The organism is Streptomyces lancefieldiae, from assembly GCF_031845825.1.
Lineage (GTDB): Bacteria > Actinomycetota > Actinomycetes > Streptomycetales > Streptomycetaceae > Streptomyces > Streptomyces lancefieldiae.
Window position 1 is genome coordinate 80,834 of sequence record NZ_JAVRFH010000018.1, and the last position, 14,489, is coordinate 95,322.

Here is a 14,489-nt window from a genome sequence, read left to right on the forward strand (position 1 = left end):
GATCGCGCGGCACGGATACCGCCGCACTGGTGACAACGCGCGAACCGACGGGGAGATTCCCGGGGCCCGTACCGCGCCGTCCCGAAGATGGTCGCACGGCACGGGCCGTCTCGTCACCGGCTTATTCCCCGTGTGCCTTCCCGGTGCCGGCCGCGGGCACCCGGTCGGCCGCCGTCGGCTTCCAGTCCGGGTGGCCGGGCATCGGCGGGGTCTTCTCGCCGTACAGCCAGGCCTGGAAGAAGTCGCCCAGGTCCCGGCGGGAGATCTCCGAGGCCAGCCGGACGAAGTCGGAGGTCGTCCCCGTGCCGTCCCGGTGGCGGTCGACCCAGGCCCGTTCGAGGCGCTCGAAGGCGGGCCGGCCGATCTCCTGGCGCAGGGCGTAGAGGACGAGCGCGGCACCGTCGTAGACGTTGGAGCGGAAGATGCCGGTCCTGCTGCCGGGCTCGGGCGGCTCGGGGGCGGCCGGCGGTCCGGCCGCCGCGCGCCAGCGGTCGGAGGCTCCGTAGGCGGCCTTCATCCGGGCCTCCAGTGACTTGTCCGCGGTCTCCTCCGCGTAGAGGGCCTCGTACCAGGTGGCGTGTCCCTCGTTGATCCACAGGTCGGACCAGGTGCCCGGGCTGACGCTGTTGCCGAACCACTGGTGGGCCAGCTCGTGCACCATGATCGACTCGACGTACCACTCGGGGTGGACGGAGTCGGTGAACATCTCCCGCTCGAAGAGGGAGAGCGTCTGGGTCTCGAGTTCGAAACCGGTGGTGGCGTCGGCCATGAGCAGGCCGTACGTCTCGAAGGGGTAGCGCCCGACCTTGTTCTCCATCCAGGTGATCTGGTCGGGGGTCTTCTTCAGCCACGGTTCGAGCGCCGCGCGGTGCTTCGTCGGCACGACGTCCCGGACGGGCAGTCCGTGCGGGCCGGTGCGGTGCAGCACCGTGGAGCGGCCGATGGACACCTGGGCGAGCTCGGTGGCCATGGGGTGCCCGGTCCGGTACGTCCAGGTGGTCGCCGCGCCGGCCCGGTCCACGTCCGTCGGGAAGCCGTTCGCGACGACGGTGAGCCCGTCGGGGGCGGTGACGCGGATGGTGAACCATGCCTTGTCGGAGGGGTGGTCGTTGCAGGGGAACACCAGGTGGGCGACGTCCGCCTGGTTGGCCATGGCGAGACCGTCGGCGGTGCGCACCCAGCCGCCCTGGCGGTCCTCGGGGTACACGGGGTCGCTGCTGTGCCGCACGATGATCCGCACCCGCTCGCCCTCGGCGAGCGCGTCCTCGGGCGTGACGACGAGGTCCTCGTCGGCGGTGGCGAAGGCCGCCGGCTCTCCGTCGACCTCTACGGAGTCGACCTTTCCATGGGCGAAGTCGAGGTTGATCCGGTCCAGGTCGGCGGTCGTCCGGGCGTCGATGGTGGTGACGGCCTTCAGCGGCTCGCTGTTGCTGCCGGAGTAGCTGAAGGAGAGGTCGTACGACGCCACGTCGTACCCGGGGTTGCCGAGGTACGGGAAGAGGCGGTCGCCGACGCCCAGCGGGGTCGGCGGGGCGCTCGCGGCGACCAGGCCGACGGAGAGGGCCGAGGCGAGCAGTGCCACGGCTCTGAATCGGCGGGGGGATGGGGCGGGGGGTCGGGAAGGCAGGGGGTGAGGGGTGTGCGGCATGCCCCACGGCTATCAGCGCACGCGTGCGCCGCGGCGACGGCGCGCGCCCGGGGCACCCGATCGGGTACGTCTCCGTGGCCGCCTGCTGCCGCCCTCCGACCTCCGGCCCGGGTTCCGGCTCAGGCGGATCCGGCCCGGGTTCCGGCTCAGGCGCCGGTCGGCTGCGGTTGTGCCCGGCTCACGTCGTACACCCCGGCCACCTCGCGCATCGCACGCATGAGGGCGGGCAGCCGCGCGGCGTCCGGGAGCAGGACGGTGTAGGTGTGGCGGACCCGCTGCCGGTCGGGGGGTTCGACGGTGGCGGAGATGATCTCGGCGCCCGCGAGGGCCATGGCCTCGGTGAGGTCGGCGAGCAGATGCGGGCGGCCGAACGATTCGGCGAGCAGGGTGACCCGGCATTCGGGGCTGTCGCCCCAGTGCACTCCGACCTCGGGGCGGCCCCCGCTCTTCATCCGCGCCACCACGGCGCACTCCACGCGGTGCACGGTCACGACTCCCCCGCGCACGGCGAAGCCGGTGATCTTGTCGGGTGGTACGGGGGTACAGCAGCCGGCCAGCCGCACGGTCGCCCCGGGCACATCGACGAGGACGTCGGCGGAGGCGGGCCGGAGCGCCGGACCGTCGGCCGACGGGCGTGGGGCGGGTGCGTCGGCGACGGGACCGCGCGCCGTCTCCTCCGGTTCTGCGGGCTCGTGCGCCGGGTGGGCCGCGAGCCGGCGCTGGATGGCGATCCGCGCGGCGGGGGTGTGGGCGTGCTCCAGCCACTCCCGGGAGGGCTCGGAGGCGGGGTCCTGCCCCATCAGGAGCTGCACGGTGTCGCCGTCCCGCAGGACCGTGCTCATGGTCGCCAGGCGTCCGTTGACCCGGGCGCCCATGCACGCGTGCGCGTCCTCGCCGTACTGGGCGTACGCGGCGTCCACGCAGGTCGCGCCCTCGGGCAGGCCGAGGGTGCCGCCGTCGGGCCGGAAGACGGTGATCTCTCGGTCCTGGGCGAGGTCCTCGCGGAGGGTGGACCAGAAGGTGTCGGGGTCGGGGGCGCCGCGTTGCCAGTCGAGCAGCCGGGAGAGCCAGCCCGGCCGGGTCGGGTCGACGCGCTCGCCGTCGCCCGCGGTCTGCTCCTCGGACGGCGGCGCGTAGGGATTGCCGAGCGCGACGACTCCGGCCTCGGCGACCTTGTGCATCTGGTGGGTGCGGATGAGGACTTCGACGACCTGACCGTCCTGCGCGCGGGCCACCGCGGTGTGCAGCGACTGGTACAGGTTGAACTTCGGTACGGCGATGAAATCCTTGAACTCCGAGACGACGGGCGTCATACAGGTGTGCAGCTCACCCAGGACGGCGTAGCAGTCGGCGTCCTCCTGCACGAGCACCAGGAGGCGGCCGAAGTCGGCGCCGCGGAGCGGGTCGCGCTTGCGGGAGACGCGGTGCACGGAGACGAAGTGGCGTGGACGGATGAGGACTTCGGCCGTGATGTCGGCTTCGCGGAGCACCCTGCGCACCTCGTCGGCGACCTCGGCGAGCGGGTCGTCCGCGCGGGCGGCGTTCTCGTCGACCAACTCCCGTGTGCGCTCGTACTCCTCGGGGTGCATCACCGCGAAGACCAGGTCCTCCAGCTCGGACTTGAGCGCCTGGACGCCGAGCCGTTCGGCGAGCGGGATGAGCACGTCCCGGGTCACCTTGGCGATGCGCTCCTGTTTCTCCTTGCGCATGACGCCGAGGGTGCGCATGTTGTGGAGCCGGTCGGCGAGTTTGATCGACATCACGCGGACGTCGTTGCCGGTGGCGAGGAGCATCTTGCGGAAGGTCTCGGGTTCGGCGGCGGCGCCGTAGTCGACCTTCTCCAGTTTGGTGACTCCGTCGACGAGGTAGCGCACCTCGGCGCCGAACTGCTCGCCGACCTGGTCCAGCGTCACGTCCGTGTCCTCGACGGTGTCGTGGAGGAGGGACGCGGTCAACGTGGTCGTCTCGGCGCCGAGTTCGGCGAGGATCAGGGTCACGGCGAGGGGGTGGGTGATGTACGGCTCGCCGCTCTTGCGCATCTGGCCGCGGTGCGAGGACTCCGCCAGCAGGTAGGCGCGGCGCAGCGGGTCGAGGTCGGCGTCGGGGTGATGGGCGCGGTGGGCCTCGACGACATGGCCGATGGCGTCGGGCAGCCGGCCGCGGGCAGCCGGGCCGAGCAGTGCGGCGCGGCCCAGCCGGCGCAGGTCGATCCGGGCGCGGGCCTTCCTGCGCGACGCCGTCGGCGCGACGGCGCCGGTGGCCCCGGGCGTCACAGGCCCGGGGCTCGCTGGGTTGACGGCCTCCGCATTCATGGGCACCTCCGGCTGCACGGACCGGCGGACGGGGTATCCCAGGGCGGACACGGCTCAGGGGATGGTGTCGGTCCCCCGTCCGGGCCGGTGGTTGATGCTATCGAGCCCATCACCTGCGGCCGACCGCCTCTCGCCGAGCGTGAAACGGATCACCCAATCGAGCGATGGACAGAGGGTTTACGTTTCGCACTGAGTGTCATGGACCGGGCTGTGGTTCAGGCGAGTACCCCTTCCAGCCATCCGGCATCGATCTCGCCCTCGGCGACGATCACCGCGGGGCCGGTCATCTCGATCTCGCCGTCGGGGTGCTCGGTGATCACCAGGGTGCCGCCGGGCACGTCGACGGTGTACGTCACCGGGGTGCCGGTGACCGCCGGGTCGGCGCCGTCCCTGCGGGCGGTGGCGACGGCGACGGCGCACGCGCCCGTGCCGCACGAGCGGGTCTCCCCGGAGCCGCGCTCGTGCACGCGCATCGCGACGTGGCGGGGGCCGCGGTCGACCACGAACTCGACGTTGACGCCGTCCGGGTAGGCGGCGGCCGGGCGGAACGGCGGCGGGGAGTACAGGTCGCCCGCGTGGCCGAGGTCGGCGACGAAGGCCACGGCGTGCGGATTGCCCATGTTCACATTGCGCGCGGGCCAGCTGCGCTCGCCCACGCTCACCTCGACGTCGCCTTCGGGGAGCAGCGCCCGGCCCATGCCGACCGTGATGTCGCCCGCGGCGGAGTCCCCGTCGGACGCGACCTTGGCGATGTGCACGGTCTTGACGCCGCCGCGCGTGGCGATGGCGAGGTCACCCTCGGTGACGTACCCGGCGCGCTGGAGGTAGCGCGCGAAGACCCGCACGCCGTTGCCGCACATCTCCGCGACCGAGCCGTCGCCGTTGCGGTAGTCCATGAACCACTCCGCGTCGGCCGCCATGGCCCTGGCCTCGGGGTGCGCCGCGGACCGCACCACGTGCAGCAGTCCGTCACCGCCGATGCCCGCGCGGCGGTCGCACAGGGCGGCGGCAGCGGCGGGGGTCAGGTCGAGGACGTTGTCCGGGTCCGGGACGATCACGAAGTCGTTCTCGGTGCCGTGACCCTTGAGGAAGGCGATCCGCGTGCTCATCCCTCGATCGTACGGGGTGGGCACCAAGGAGCGGGCCGGTCTCCCGCCTCACCCGTCCGGCCACGCGCGCACGCGGCCGTCGGCCCGCGGCAGGGGGCTCGGCGTCAGCCCCGTAGTCGGGCCACCCGCCACACGGCCAGGGCGACGACGGCGGCGACCGCCAGGGCGTACGCGAGGATCATCCGCCAGTCGGCGCGTCGGCCCGAGCCGCGCTGCGGCAGGCCCGGCCACGTGTAACCGACCCGACGGGCGGCCATCATGCCCCAGCCGGCCGCGCAGGAGCAGATCAGCAGCCCCAGCATCGCGATCACGGCCCCGCTGTCGCCGAAGTCGAAGGCGAGCGGGAAGGCGAACATCAGGGAGCCGACCGCGGCCAGGCACACGATGGGCGCGAGCTGCCAGATCCGCAGCCGCCGCTGCGGACGCAGCTCGACCTCGACCTCGTCCCCGTACATCGCGTCGGGCTCGGGGCCGTCGGCGGCCACCCCCTCCGGCGTCTCGTCGGGGCCGTCCGGACTCAGAGCGGCTCCATCCGGCTCCGGTCCGCCGTCGGCGGGGACGTGTTCGGTACTCGGTGCGGTGTCGCGAGGGCCGGCCTCCATCGCCACGCGCCCTCCCAACTAGGACTCACTCGGTCGATCGAAGCTCGATGATGGCACGCCGCCACAGGCCCGGATGGCGGCCGGGGCGTCCCGATGCCATCACGTGATCAGGCTGTAACCGGTCGTTCGATCAACGACAGCGCGAGCTGCGGAAGTTCCCTGCGATCCGCCACAGCCCCACTCAACCAGTGCACCCGCGGATCGCGCCTGAACCATGAATCCTGACGGCGCGCGAAGCGTTTGGTGGCACGGACCGTCTCGACGCGTGCCTCGTCCAGGGTGCACTCGTCGGCGAGCGCCGCGAGTACCTGCTGGTAGCCGAGGGCGCGCGACGCCGTACGCCCCTCACGCAACCCCTGCGCCTCAAGGGCGCGCACCTCGTCCACCAAGCCCCCCTCCCACATCCGGTCGACCCGGCGGGCGATCCGCTCGTCCAACTCGGGGCGGGCCACGTCGACGCCGATCTGCACGGTGTCGTAGACGGAGTCGTGGCCGGGGAGGTTGGCGGTGAAGGGCAGGCCGGTGATCTCGATCACCTCCAGGGCCCGCACGATCCGGCGCCCGTTGCCGGGCAGGATGGCCCGCGCGGCCTCCGGGTCGGTGGCGGCCAGGCGGGCGTGGAGTGCCCCCGAACCCCTGAGCGCGAGCTCCTCCTCCAGCCGGGCCCTGACGACCGGGTCGGTGCCGGGGAACTCCAGGTTGTCGACGGCCCCGCGGACGTAGAGGCCGGAGCCGCCGACCAGGATCGGCCAGCGCCCCCCGGCGAGCAGCGCGTCGATCCGCTCCCGGGCCAGGCGCTGGTACTCGGCCACGGACGCCGTGACGGTCACGTCCCAGACGTCGAGCAGATGATGCGGCACGCCACCGCGTTCCTCGAGCGTCAGCTTGGCGGTACCGATGTCCATCCCACGGTAGAGCTGCATGGAGTCGGCGTTGACGACCTCGCCCCCCAGTCGCTGGGCCAGGAAAACGCCCAGATCGGACTTTCCGGCCGCGGTGGGTCCGACTACGGCGATGACGCGGGGGGCGAGGGGTGCGGTGCTCACCGCCCCAGTCTCGCAAACCTCTCGGCCCGCCCTCGAACGAGTTACGTGACGGCCCGAGGTCGAGGTCGTTGCCCGTTGCGAGGTTCCCGCCCCGGACCGCCGGGCCCGCACCCGGATCACGCGCAAACGGACGCACCGGATGCCGCGGGATTTCGCCCGCACGAGTAACGTATGGAGTTGATATGGGCGTTTTTGCACGGCTTCTTCGGAGGTCGAGGACCACGGAGGAGGCGCCGGCCGCCGAAACGCAGGCCGACACCCCAAAACCCGAGCGTGCGGCGGCGGAGAACGCGACAGAGGCCGCGGGAACGGCCGACGCAGGGCCCCGGAACACGGTGCGGCCCGCGGAGCCGGACGAGGCCGACGTGACCGCCGACCCGGAAGACGTCGGGATCCCCAAGCAGCAGTCCGCCGGGGAGGCCGTCGACAACGATTCGGACAAGGGCGCCCGCACCTGACGCCCCGCTAGGGAAGGCGAACCATGGGTCTCCTGGACAATCTGAAGGCCAAACTGGAACCGGCGAAGGGCAAGGTCTCCGACCTCGCACAGCAGCACGGGGACAAGATCGATCGCGGTCTCGACAAGGTGGCGAAGACCGTCGACGAGAGGACCAAGGGCAAGTACAGCGACCGGATCCACACGGGTACGGACAAGGCCAAGGGCGCCATGGACCGCCTCGCCCACAAGGACGCCGGCCACAGGGACGGGAACGGAGGCACGCCGGGCAGCACGCCGGGTGGCCCTCCGCCGACCGGGCCGCCTCCGACCTCCTGACCCGCGCGCCTCGGCGCAGGCGGGTCACCGGCGCGCAGGCGGCCGGCCCGGAGCCGGTCGGCTGACCGGCTCCGGGCCGGCCGCCTGCGCGCCCCCGTCCGTCCTCCTACGACCAGGCCGCCGCGACGTACCCCACCCCGTACGGGGCGTCCTCGTACAGCAGCGCACCGGTGAGGCCCGTGCCCTCGGCCGCGCCTGCCAGGACCTGCCAGGGCGCCCGGCCGGACACCTTGAGCTCGCGGGCCAGCCCGGCGTCCAGCGCCGCGAGAGCAGCCACGTCCGCCGACCCCAGGGCACGTCCCGCCTCCTCGTCGAAGGGCGCCGCCCGCTCGTCGAGGTACCCCGGGGCCTTGAGCGTGCGGCACGCGCTGGCATCGCCCAGCACCAGCAACGCGACCCGCCCGGCCCGCGCCGCCACGTCCCGGCCGATGGCGGCGCAACGCTCGGCGGGAAGGTCCTCCCCCACCCCGATGCCCTCGACGGGCGTCTCGGCCCACCCGGTCCGCCACAGCAGCCAGGCGCCCACGGCGAGCCCGTACGGCAGGCCGGGGCCGGCCGCCGCGCCGCTGTCGGCGCCCAGGCACACGTCCAGATCCACGCCGAAGCCGCGGAAGGAGCCCCGGGTGCCCTGCGGGTAGACCTCGGGCCCGGCGGAGTCAGCGGGTCCTACGACCAGGAGCCGGTCGGGCCGGGCGGCGGCGAGCACGCCCAGCGCGTCCGTGCACGCGGCGCGCGCGGCGTCCAGCTCGGGTGCGGCGCCCGCGGCGACCTCCGGTACGAGGAGCGGCGGACAGGGACAGACGGCGGCCGTGACAAGCATGATCGGCAGCGTAGCCCCCGTACCGCGGTCCACAGGCGGCACGCCCTGCGGTCAGTCGCAGCCGCAGCCGCTCGCCACGGCCGGCAGGGGCTCGGGAGCGCCGATCTTCGGCAGTCCCAGCATCACTCCCGCCGGCTTGGCCTGCTCGGCCGCGTTGCGCTTGTCCCAGGCGTCGCCCGCGCGCGTGCGGCGGACGTCGAACACCGCGCCCTCGGCGAGGAGGTGGTGCGGGGCGGCGTAGGTGATCCCGACCGTCACCACGTCGCCCGGGCGGACCTCCTGGTCGGGCTTGGTGAAGTGGACCAGGCGGTTGTCGGGGGCACGGCCGGAGAGCCGGTGGGTGGCGCCGTCCTTGCGGCCCTCGCCCTCGGCGACCATCAGTTCCAGCGTGCGGCCGACCTGCTTCTTGTTCTCCTCCCAGGAGATCTCCTCCTGGAGGGCCACGAGACGCTCGTAGCGCTCCTGGACGACCGCCTTGGGGATCTGGCCGTCCATCTCGGCGGCCGGGGTGCCCGGCCGCTTGGAGTACTGGAAGGTGAAGGCCTGGGCGAACCGGGCCTCGCGCACCACGTGCAGGGTCTGCTGGAAGTCCTCCTCGGTCTCGCCGGGGAAGCCCACGATGATGTCGGTGGTGATCGCCGCGTGCGGGATGGCGGCCCGCACCTTCTCGATGATCCCCAGATAGCGCTCCTGGCGGTACGAGCGGCGCATCGCCTTGAGCACCGGGTCGGAGCCGGACTGGAGCGGCATGTGCAGCTGCGGCATCACGTTCGGCGTCTCGGCCATGGCGGCGATCACGTCGTCGGTGAAGTCGCGCGGGTGCGGGGAGGTGAAGCGGACGCGCTCCAGGCCGTCGATCTTCCCGCAGGCGCGCAGCAGCTTGCTGAAGGCCTCCCGGTCACCGATGTCGGAGCCGTAGGCGTTGACGTTCTGCCCGAGCAGGGTGATTTCGGAGACGCCCTCGGCGACCAGGGCCTCGACCTCGGCCAGGATGTCGCCGGGCCGGCGGTCCTTCTCCTTGCCGCGCAGCGCCGGGACGATGCAGAAGGTACAGGTGTTGTTGCAGCCGACGGAGATGGAGACCCAGGCCGCGTAGGCGCTCTCGCGCCGGGTGGGCAGCGTGGACGGGAACGCCTCCAGGGACTCGGCGATCTCGACCTGTGCCTCCTCCTGCACGCGGGCGCGCTCCAGCAGGACGGGCAGCTTGCCGATGTTGTGCGTGCCGAAGACGACGTCCACCCAAGGGGCCCGCTTGACGATGGTGTCGCGGTCCTTCTGCGCGAGGCAGCCGCCGACGGCGATCTGCATCCCGGGCCGGCTCGCCTTCTTCGGGGCGAGGTGGCCGAGGTTGCCGTACAGCTTGTTGTCGGCGTTCTCCCGCACGGCGCAGGTGTTGAAGACGACGACGTCCGCGTCGCCGTCGGCGTCCTCGGGGGCGCGGACGTAGCCCGCGTCCTCCAGCAGCCCGGACAATCGCTCGGAGTCGTGGACGTTCATCTGGCACCCGTAGGTGCGGACTTCATAGGTGCGCGTGCCGCCCACTGACTGGCTCCGGTCGATGCTGCTCATGGCAATAAGGGTAGGCGGTCGCCGACGATGGCCCGGGCCGCCTGTGGACAACCGGGGTCACCGCTGGTCAGGTCGGGTCAGGGCTCGATGAGCCCGGCCCTGATCGCGTACCGGGTGAGTTCCAGGCGGTCACGCACGCCCAGCTTCTGGAGGAGGTTCGCGCGGTGGCGTTCGACGGTCTTGGCGCTGATGAACAGCAGCTCGCCGATCTCCTTGGAGGTGTGGCCCTCGGCGACGAGTTTGAGGATCTCCTCCTCGCGTTCGGTGATGGGCCGCTCGGGCAGGCCGCCGCCCCGGTGCATGCGTTCCAGGTAGGAGCGGACGAGCGCCCGCTCCGCGCCGGGATAGATGAACGGCTCGTCGCGCACGGCCGCCCGGCAGGCCTCGACCAGGTCGCGGTCGGCGACGGACTTGAGGACGTATCCGCAGGCACCGGCCTTGAGGGCCTCGAAGAAGTACTGCTCGTTGTCGTACATGGTCAGGATGAGGATGCGCAGCTCCGGCAGGCGGCGGGAGAGCTCGCGGGCCGCCTGGAGGCCGGTCATGCGGGGCATGGCGACGTCCAGGACGGCCAGGTCGACCTCGGTGGCCCGCGCGGCCGCCACCGCCTCGGCGCCGTCGCCGGCCTCGGCGACGACCGTCAGGTCCGGTTCGCCGTCCAGGATGAGGCGCACTCCGCGGCGTACGAGGGTGTGGTCGTCGGCGAGCAGGACACGGATCGGGGGCCGGGCGGACATCAGGCGCGGTCTCCGGGTCGGTTCGTGTCGCCGGGGCGGTCTCCGGTCCGGTCTTCGCTTCGGTCTCCGGCCCGGTCTCCGGCCCGGTCTTCGGTTCGGTCTTCGGTCGGGTCGCCACGGCGGGCCCCCGCTCGGTCACCGTGGCCGTCCGCGGTCGGGACGGGGATGCGCAGGCGTACGTCGGTGCCCCGTCCGGGGGCGGGTTCGAAGTGGATCTCGGCTCCTATCAGCAGGGCACGCTCGCGCATGCCGCGGATTCCGGCGCCCTCAGGGGCCGTGCCCAGGCCGGTGCCGTTGTCCCGGACGAGGAGTTCGACACCGTCGGGCAGCGGGCGGAGGCTGAGTTCTGCGCGGTCGGCGGCGGCGTGGCGGGCGGTGTTGGTCAGGCCCTCCTGGGCGACCCGGTAGATCACGAGCTCCGCCTCCGGGGCAAGTGGGGGGAGGTCGCCGGGGACGTGGTGGTGGACGGTGAGCCCGTGGTGCGTGAACTCGGCGGCGAGCGAGCGCAGGGCGCTGGCGAGGCCGAGCTCCTCCAGGACGCCGGGGCGCAGGCGGCGGGCGATGCGGCGGATCTCGTCCAGGCCGGCCCGGGTGGCCTCCTGGGCGAGGGACACTTCTTCGCGCAGTTCCCCGGGGACCCGGTCGGCGACCCGCTTGAGCTGGAGGAGCACGGCGGTGAAGGTCTGCCCCACCTCGTCGTGGAGCTCCCGCGCGATGCGGTGGCGTTCGCGTTCCTGTGCGTGCAGCGCGCGGCCCGCCCCGGCCGCCCGTTCGGCCTGGAGCCTGTCGAGCATCGTGTTGTACGTCGCGATCAGCTGGGCCGCCTCCGCGGGTCCCGCGACCGTCGGGCGGGCCCCCGGCACCAGCAGGTCCGCGGTGGCCATGGCCCGGCCGAGCCGGTGCAGTGGGGTGAGTCCTATGCGCAGGACGACCGCGTTGCCGGCCAGTAGCGCCGCGAGGCCCCCGAGCAGGATCAGCGCCTCGCCGGGCAGGATGGGGGTCGACACGGTGACCGGTCCCAGCAGCAGCGCGGTGGCCGCGACGAGACCCGCGGCGTTGAGCGAGAAGATCCGCCAGAACAGCGACACGGTTCCCTTTCCGCTCCTCCCGGCCTTCGCGCACAACACCGCCGCGACCAGCTTCGCCGCCCGCGACCGGCCGCGTATATCCGTCACGACACCCATATCGCCACGGTACGTGCGGATGACAGCATGACGAGGCCACCGGCACGTCACCGACGTGCGGCAGGCGCAGCAAGGGACGCAAGACGAATGAGGGGAAAACTCGTGTCAGCTCCACGCCTCAGGGCGACGCCGCTGCCGGGTATCGGGGTCCAGTACGACCTGGTGACCCGCGAACACCGCCATCTGTCGGTGGTGGCACACCGCGACGGAGCCCGCACGGTGAACGTGTACCGGGCCGACGACCCCGATTCCTGCGACCACTCGCTGCGGTTGGCCGGATCGGAGGCGAGCGCGCTGATCGACGCCCTGAAGCCGTCCCACCACAGCGCGAACCTGCTCTACACCACGGATCTCGGGCTGGTCGCCGAGCGGATCGAGGTGTCCGCCACGTCCCGCTGGAACGGGCGGTTGCTGGGCGACACGCGGATGAGGACCGACACCGGCGCGTCGATCGTGGCGGTGCTGCGCCGTGCCGAGGCCGTTCCGTCGCCTTCGCCGGACTTCCGCCTGGTGGGTGGTGACACCTTGATCGTCATCGGCACCCGTGAGGGCGTCGACGCGGCCGCGGCGATACTCGGGCAGGAGTGAGCCGGTGCACTCCGCGGTTCTGCTGATCGAGTTCGGTTCCATCATCCTGGGGCTGGGGCTGCTCGGCCGGTTCGCCGGCCGCTACCGCCTCTCCCCCATCCCGCTGTACCTGCTGGCCGGTCTAGCGTTCGGCGAGGGCGGCCTGCTTCCGCTGGGCGCGAGCGAGGAGTTCGTCGCCACCGGCGCCGAGATCGGCGTCATCCTGTTGCTGTTGATGCTGGGCCTGGAGTACACGGCCAGCGATCTGGTCACCAACCTCAAGGCCCACTATCCGGCGGGCCTCGTCGACTGCGCGCTCAACGCGGTGCCGGGCGCGGTGGCCGCGTTGCTGCTGGGCTGGGGGCCGGTGGCCGCCGTCGTCCTGGCGGGTGTGACGTGGATCTCGTCGTCCGGTGTCATCGCCAAGGTGCTGGGCGATCTGGGCCGGGTCGGCAACCGGGAGACGCCGGTGATCCTGAGCGTGCTGGTCCTGGAGGACCTGGCGATGGCGGTGTACCTGCCGATCGTCACGGCTCTGGTGGCCGGCGCCGGGCTGATGACCGGGAGCATCACACTGGCGGTCGCGCTGGCCGCGGCGGGGCTGGTGCTGTTCGTGGCGGTGCGCTACGGCCGTCTCATCTCGCGGTTCGTCTCCAGTGACGACCCGGAGAAGCTGCTGCTGGTGGTGTTGGGGCTGACGATCCTGGTCGCGGGTGTCGCCCAGCAGCTCCAGGTGTCGGCCGCCGTGGGCGCCTTCCTGGTGGGCATCGCGCTGTCCGGAGAGGTCGCGGAGGGGGCACACACACTGCTGAGCCCACTGCGGGACCTGTTCGCCGCCGTCTTCTTCGTCTTCTTCGGGCTGCACACCGATCCGGCCAGCATTCCTCCGGTGCTGCTGCCCGCGCTCGCCCTGGCCCTGCTCACCGCGGTCACGAAGATCGCCACCGGGTACTGGGCCGCCCGGCGTGCCGGGATCTCCGTCAAGGGCCGCTGGCGCGCGGGCGGCGCACTGGTGGCACGCGGCGAGTTCTCGATCGTCATCGCGGGCCTCGCGGTCTCGGCCGGCATCGAACCGTCCCTGGGCCCGCTGGCCACGGCCTACGTGCTCATCCTGGTCGTACTCGGCCCCCTCACCGCCCGCTTCACCGAACCACTGGCGAGCCGCCTGTTCCGCCGCGAGAACCCCGACCGCCTCGGCGGCTTCCCCGACGGGCCGGACGGCACGCCGCAGACGGCGGGTGCGGAGGCGTCGGTGGGCGACTGACCCGGCCACGCCCCGGCACACGGTGCCGGCTCCGACACGACCCCGGCGCTCAGGTGCCGGGGTCGCCCTACGTCGGCGTCGGCAGCGGCACGACCGGCGCGACGCACGGGGGGAACGCAGGGCATGCGGCGTGGGTCCTCGTGCCGCCGCTCCGGTCCCCCTCGGCCGTGCCGAGCCATGGCCGCGCACCGGCCCGGTCACCCGCGCGGGAGCCGCCGTGCGGTCCCTTCCGCACCGCCGACCGCCACGTAGCCACGCCCGCGCGGTGATGCGGTGCCCGGCACGTCGCCCGCGTACGGGATGCGTCGCCGCCGTGGCATCGCGAACCCGTCCCCGGCACCCGGCCGGCACGCGGCGCCCGCACGGCCTCCGGCTCCGGCTCCGGCTCCGGCCGCGGGCGTCGTTCCCCCGCGTCAGGCGCCCGGAGCCTCCCGTGGTTCCGGCGTGGGAGGCGTCCACCCCTGGCGGTGCAGTACGCCCGACACGTCCGGTGCCTCGTAGTGGTCGCCCTTGAGGACCTTGCCGTCGGCCCTGCGGCTGACGCGGCCGTCGGGGCCCAGCTTGGTCATGTTGGAGCGGTGGATCTCGGCGATCACCGCGTCGAGGTCGATGCCGTGGACGAGGGCCGTGCCGTAGGCGACGTAGACCACGTCGGCCAGTTCGTGCGCGAGCCGGTCGAGCGGGCCCGTCACCGACACCTCGGCGACCTCCGCGGCCTCCTCGGCGAGCAGCTCGCCCCTGTGCGCGGCCAGGGCGGGCGGGACTTCCGTCGGAGTGCTGCGGGCGTCCAGCCCGAAGGCGAGATGGAAGGCACGGACCAGGTCGGCGGGCGAGGTACTCATGCCGACGACTGTAG

At 72.8% G+C, this 14,489-nt stretch carries 14 protein-coding genes; 4 read left to right on the forward strand and 10 right to left on the reverse strand.

Translation table 11 applies throughout. The features are described from left to right. Window positions 1–121: 121 nt before the first annotated feature. From RM812_RS19365 to miaA, 5 genes are all read right to left on the reverse strand, one after another. Window positions 122–1,648: a M1 family metallopeptidase gene (locus RM812_RS19365; RefSeq protein ID WP_311574078.1), complete on the reverse strand. Its 1,527-nt coding sequence runs from the start codon at window positions 1,646–1,648 to the stop codon at window positions 122–124. 146 nt (window positions 1,649–1,794) lie between these two features. Further along, entirely contained in the window at window positions 1,795–3,960 is a 2,166-nt protein-coding gene (locus tag RM812_RS19370) for a RelA/SpoT family protein (protein WP_311574079.1), read from the reverse strand. 215 nt (window positions 3,961–4,175) lie between these two features. Beyond that, window positions 4,176–5,069, reverse strand: a complete 894-nt coding sequence (dapF, locus tag RM812_RS19375; RefSeq protein ID WP_311574081.1) for a diaminopimelate epimerase — start codon at window positions 5,067–5,069, stop codon at window positions 4,176–4,178. A gap of 104 nt (window positions 5,070–5,173) precedes the next feature. Beyond that, complete coding sequence (locus tag RM812_RS19380) at window positions 5,174–5,671, reverse strand: hypothetical protein (protein ID WP_311574082.1); 498 nt, start codon at window positions 5,669–5,671, stop codon at window positions 5,174–5,176. A gap of 107 nt (window positions 5,672–5,778) precedes the next feature. Then, entirely contained in the window at window positions 5,779–6,717 is a 939-nt protein-coding gene (gene miaA, locus RM812_RS19385) for a tRNA (adenosine(37)-N6)-dimethylallyltransferase MiaA (RefSeq protein WP_311574087.1), read from the reverse strand. 182 nt (window positions 6,718–6,899) lie between these two features. Here miaA and RM812_RS19390 point away from each other — a divergent pair, with 182 nt between their 5' ends. Together RM812_RS19390 and RM812_RS19395 are read left to right on the forward strand one after the other, a co-directional pair. After that, window positions 6,900–7,175, forward strand: a complete 276-nt coding sequence (locus RM812_RS19390; protein WP_311574089.1) for a hypothetical protein — start codon at window positions 6,900–6,902, stop codon at window positions 7,173–7,175. A gap of 23 nt (window positions 7,176–7,198) precedes the next feature. Further along, the gene (locus RM812_RS19395) at window positions 7,199–7,492 is read left to right on the forward strand and encodes an antitoxin (protein WP_311574091.1); all 294 of its coding nucleotides are present in this window, start codon (window positions 7,199–7,201) and stop codon (window positions 7,490–7,492) included. A 106-nt stretch (window positions 7,493–7,598) separates the two neighbouring features. On the opposite strand, the gene RM812_RS19400 is transcribed toward RM812_RS19395, so the two are convergent. The 4 genes from RM812_RS19400 to RM812_RS19415 all read right to left on the reverse strand — a co-directional run bounded on the left by RM812_RS19400 (window position 7,599) and on the right by RM812_RS19415 (window position 11,802). Beyond that, window positions 7,599–8,312: a class III extradiol dioxygenase subunit B-like domain-containing protein gene (locus RM812_RS19400; RefSeq protein WP_311574093.1), complete on the reverse strand. Its 714-nt coding sequence runs from the start codon at window positions 8,310–8,312 to the stop codon at window positions 7,599–7,601. A gap of 51 nt (window positions 8,313–8,363) precedes the next feature. Continuing rightward, the gene (miaB, locus tag RM812_RS19405; protein ID WP_311574096.1) at window positions 8,364–9,881 is read right to left on the reverse strand and encodes a tRNA (N6-isopentenyl adenosine(37)-C2)-methylthiotransferase MiaB; all 1,518 of its coding nucleotides are present in this window, start codon (window positions 9,879–9,881) and stop codon (window positions 8,364–8,366) included. Window positions 9,882–9,958: 77 nt separating this feature from the next. Continuing rightward, window positions 9,959–10,618 carry a response regulator transcription factor gene (locus RM812_RS19410; RefSeq protein ID WP_311574098.1) on the reverse strand — a complete coding sequence of 220 codons (660 nt, stop codon included), beginning with the start codon at window positions 10,616–10,618 and terminating at the stop codon, window positions 9,959–9,961. Beyond that, window positions 10,618–11,802 carry a sensor histidine kinase gene (locus tag RM812_RS19415; RefSeq protein ID WP_311574100.1) on the reverse strand — a complete coding sequence of 395 codons (1,185 nt, stop codon included), beginning with the start codon at window positions 11,800–11,802 and terminating at the stop codon, window positions 10,618–10,620. Before RM812_RS19415 ends, RM812_RS19410 begins: the two co-directional genes overlap by 1 nt. A 102-nt stretch (window positions 11,803–11,904) precedes the next feature. Between RM812_RS19415 and RM812_RS19420 the strand changes: the two genes are divergently transcribed. Together RM812_RS19420 and RM812_RS19425 are read left to right on the forward strand one after the other, a co-directional pair. Further along, window positions 11,905–12,390: a cation:proton antiporter regulatory subunit gene (locus RM812_RS19420; protein ID WP_311574102.1), complete on the forward strand. Its 486-nt coding sequence runs from the start codon at window positions 11,905–11,907 to the stop codon at window positions 12,388–12,390. A 4-nt stretch (window positions 12,391–12,394) separates the two neighbouring features. Beyond that, complete coding sequence (locus tag RM812_RS19425) at window positions 12,395–13,633, forward strand: cation:proton antiporter (RefSeq protein ID WP_311574104.1); 1,239 nt, start codon at window positions 12,395–12,397, stop codon at window positions 13,631–13,633. Window positions 13,634–14,046: 413 nt separating this feature from the next. Here RM812_RS19425 and RM812_RS19430 read toward each other — a convergent pair whose 3' ends face one another. Then, window positions 14,047–14,475 (reverse strand): pyrophosphohydrolase domain-containing protein, encoded by a 429-nt coding sequence (locus RM812_RS19430; RefSeq protein WP_311574106.1) that lies wholly within the window; start codon window positions 14,473–14,475, stop codon window positions 14,047–14,049. Window positions 14,476–14,489: the final 14 nt, after the last annotated feature.

Coding starts and splice junctions, on each gene's coding strand:
- RM812_RS19430 (WP_311574106.1), bottom strand. CDS start 14,475: ATGAGTACCTCGCCCGCCGACCTGGTCCGTGCCTTCCATCTCGCCTTC.
- miaB (WP_311574096.1), bottom strand. CDS start 9,881: ATGAGCAGCATCGACCGGAGCCAGTCAGTGGGCGGCACGCGCACCTAT.
- RM812_RS19400 (WP_311574093.1), bottom strand. CDS start 8,312: ATGCTTGTCACGGCCGCCGTCTGTCCCTGTCCGCCGCTCCTCGTACCG.
- RM812_RS19395 (WP_311574091.1), top strand. CDS start 7,199: ATGGGTCTCCTGGACAATCTGAAGGCCAAACTGGAACCGGCGAAGGGC.
- RM812_RS19370 (WP_311574079.1), bottom strand. CDS start 3,960: ATGAATGCGGAGGCCGTCAACCCAGCGAGCCCCGGGCCTGTGACGCCC.
- RM812_RS19390 (WP_311574089.1), top strand. CDS start 6,900: ATGGGCGTTTTTGCACGGCTTCTTCGGAGGTCGAGGACCACGGAGGAG.
- RM812_RS19380 (WP_311574082.1), bottom strand. CDS start 5,671: ATGGAGGCCGGCCCTCGCGACACCGCACCGAGTACCGAACACGTCCCC.
- RM812_RS19410 (WP_311574098.1), bottom strand. CDS start 10,618: ATGTCCGCCCGGCCCCCGATCCGTGTCCTGCTCGCCGACGACCACACC.
- RM812_RS19415 (WP_311574100.1), bottom strand. CDS start 11,802: ATGGGTGTCGTGACGGATATACGCGGCCGGTCGCGGGCGGCGAAGCTG.
- RM812_RS19365 (WP_311574078.1), bottom strand. CDS start 1,648: ATGCCGCACACCCCTCACCCCCTGCCTTCCCGACCCCCCGCCCCATCC.
- dapF (WP_311574081.1), bottom strand. CDS start 5,069: ATGAGCACGCGGATCGCCTTCCTCAAGGGTCACGGCACCGAGAACGAC.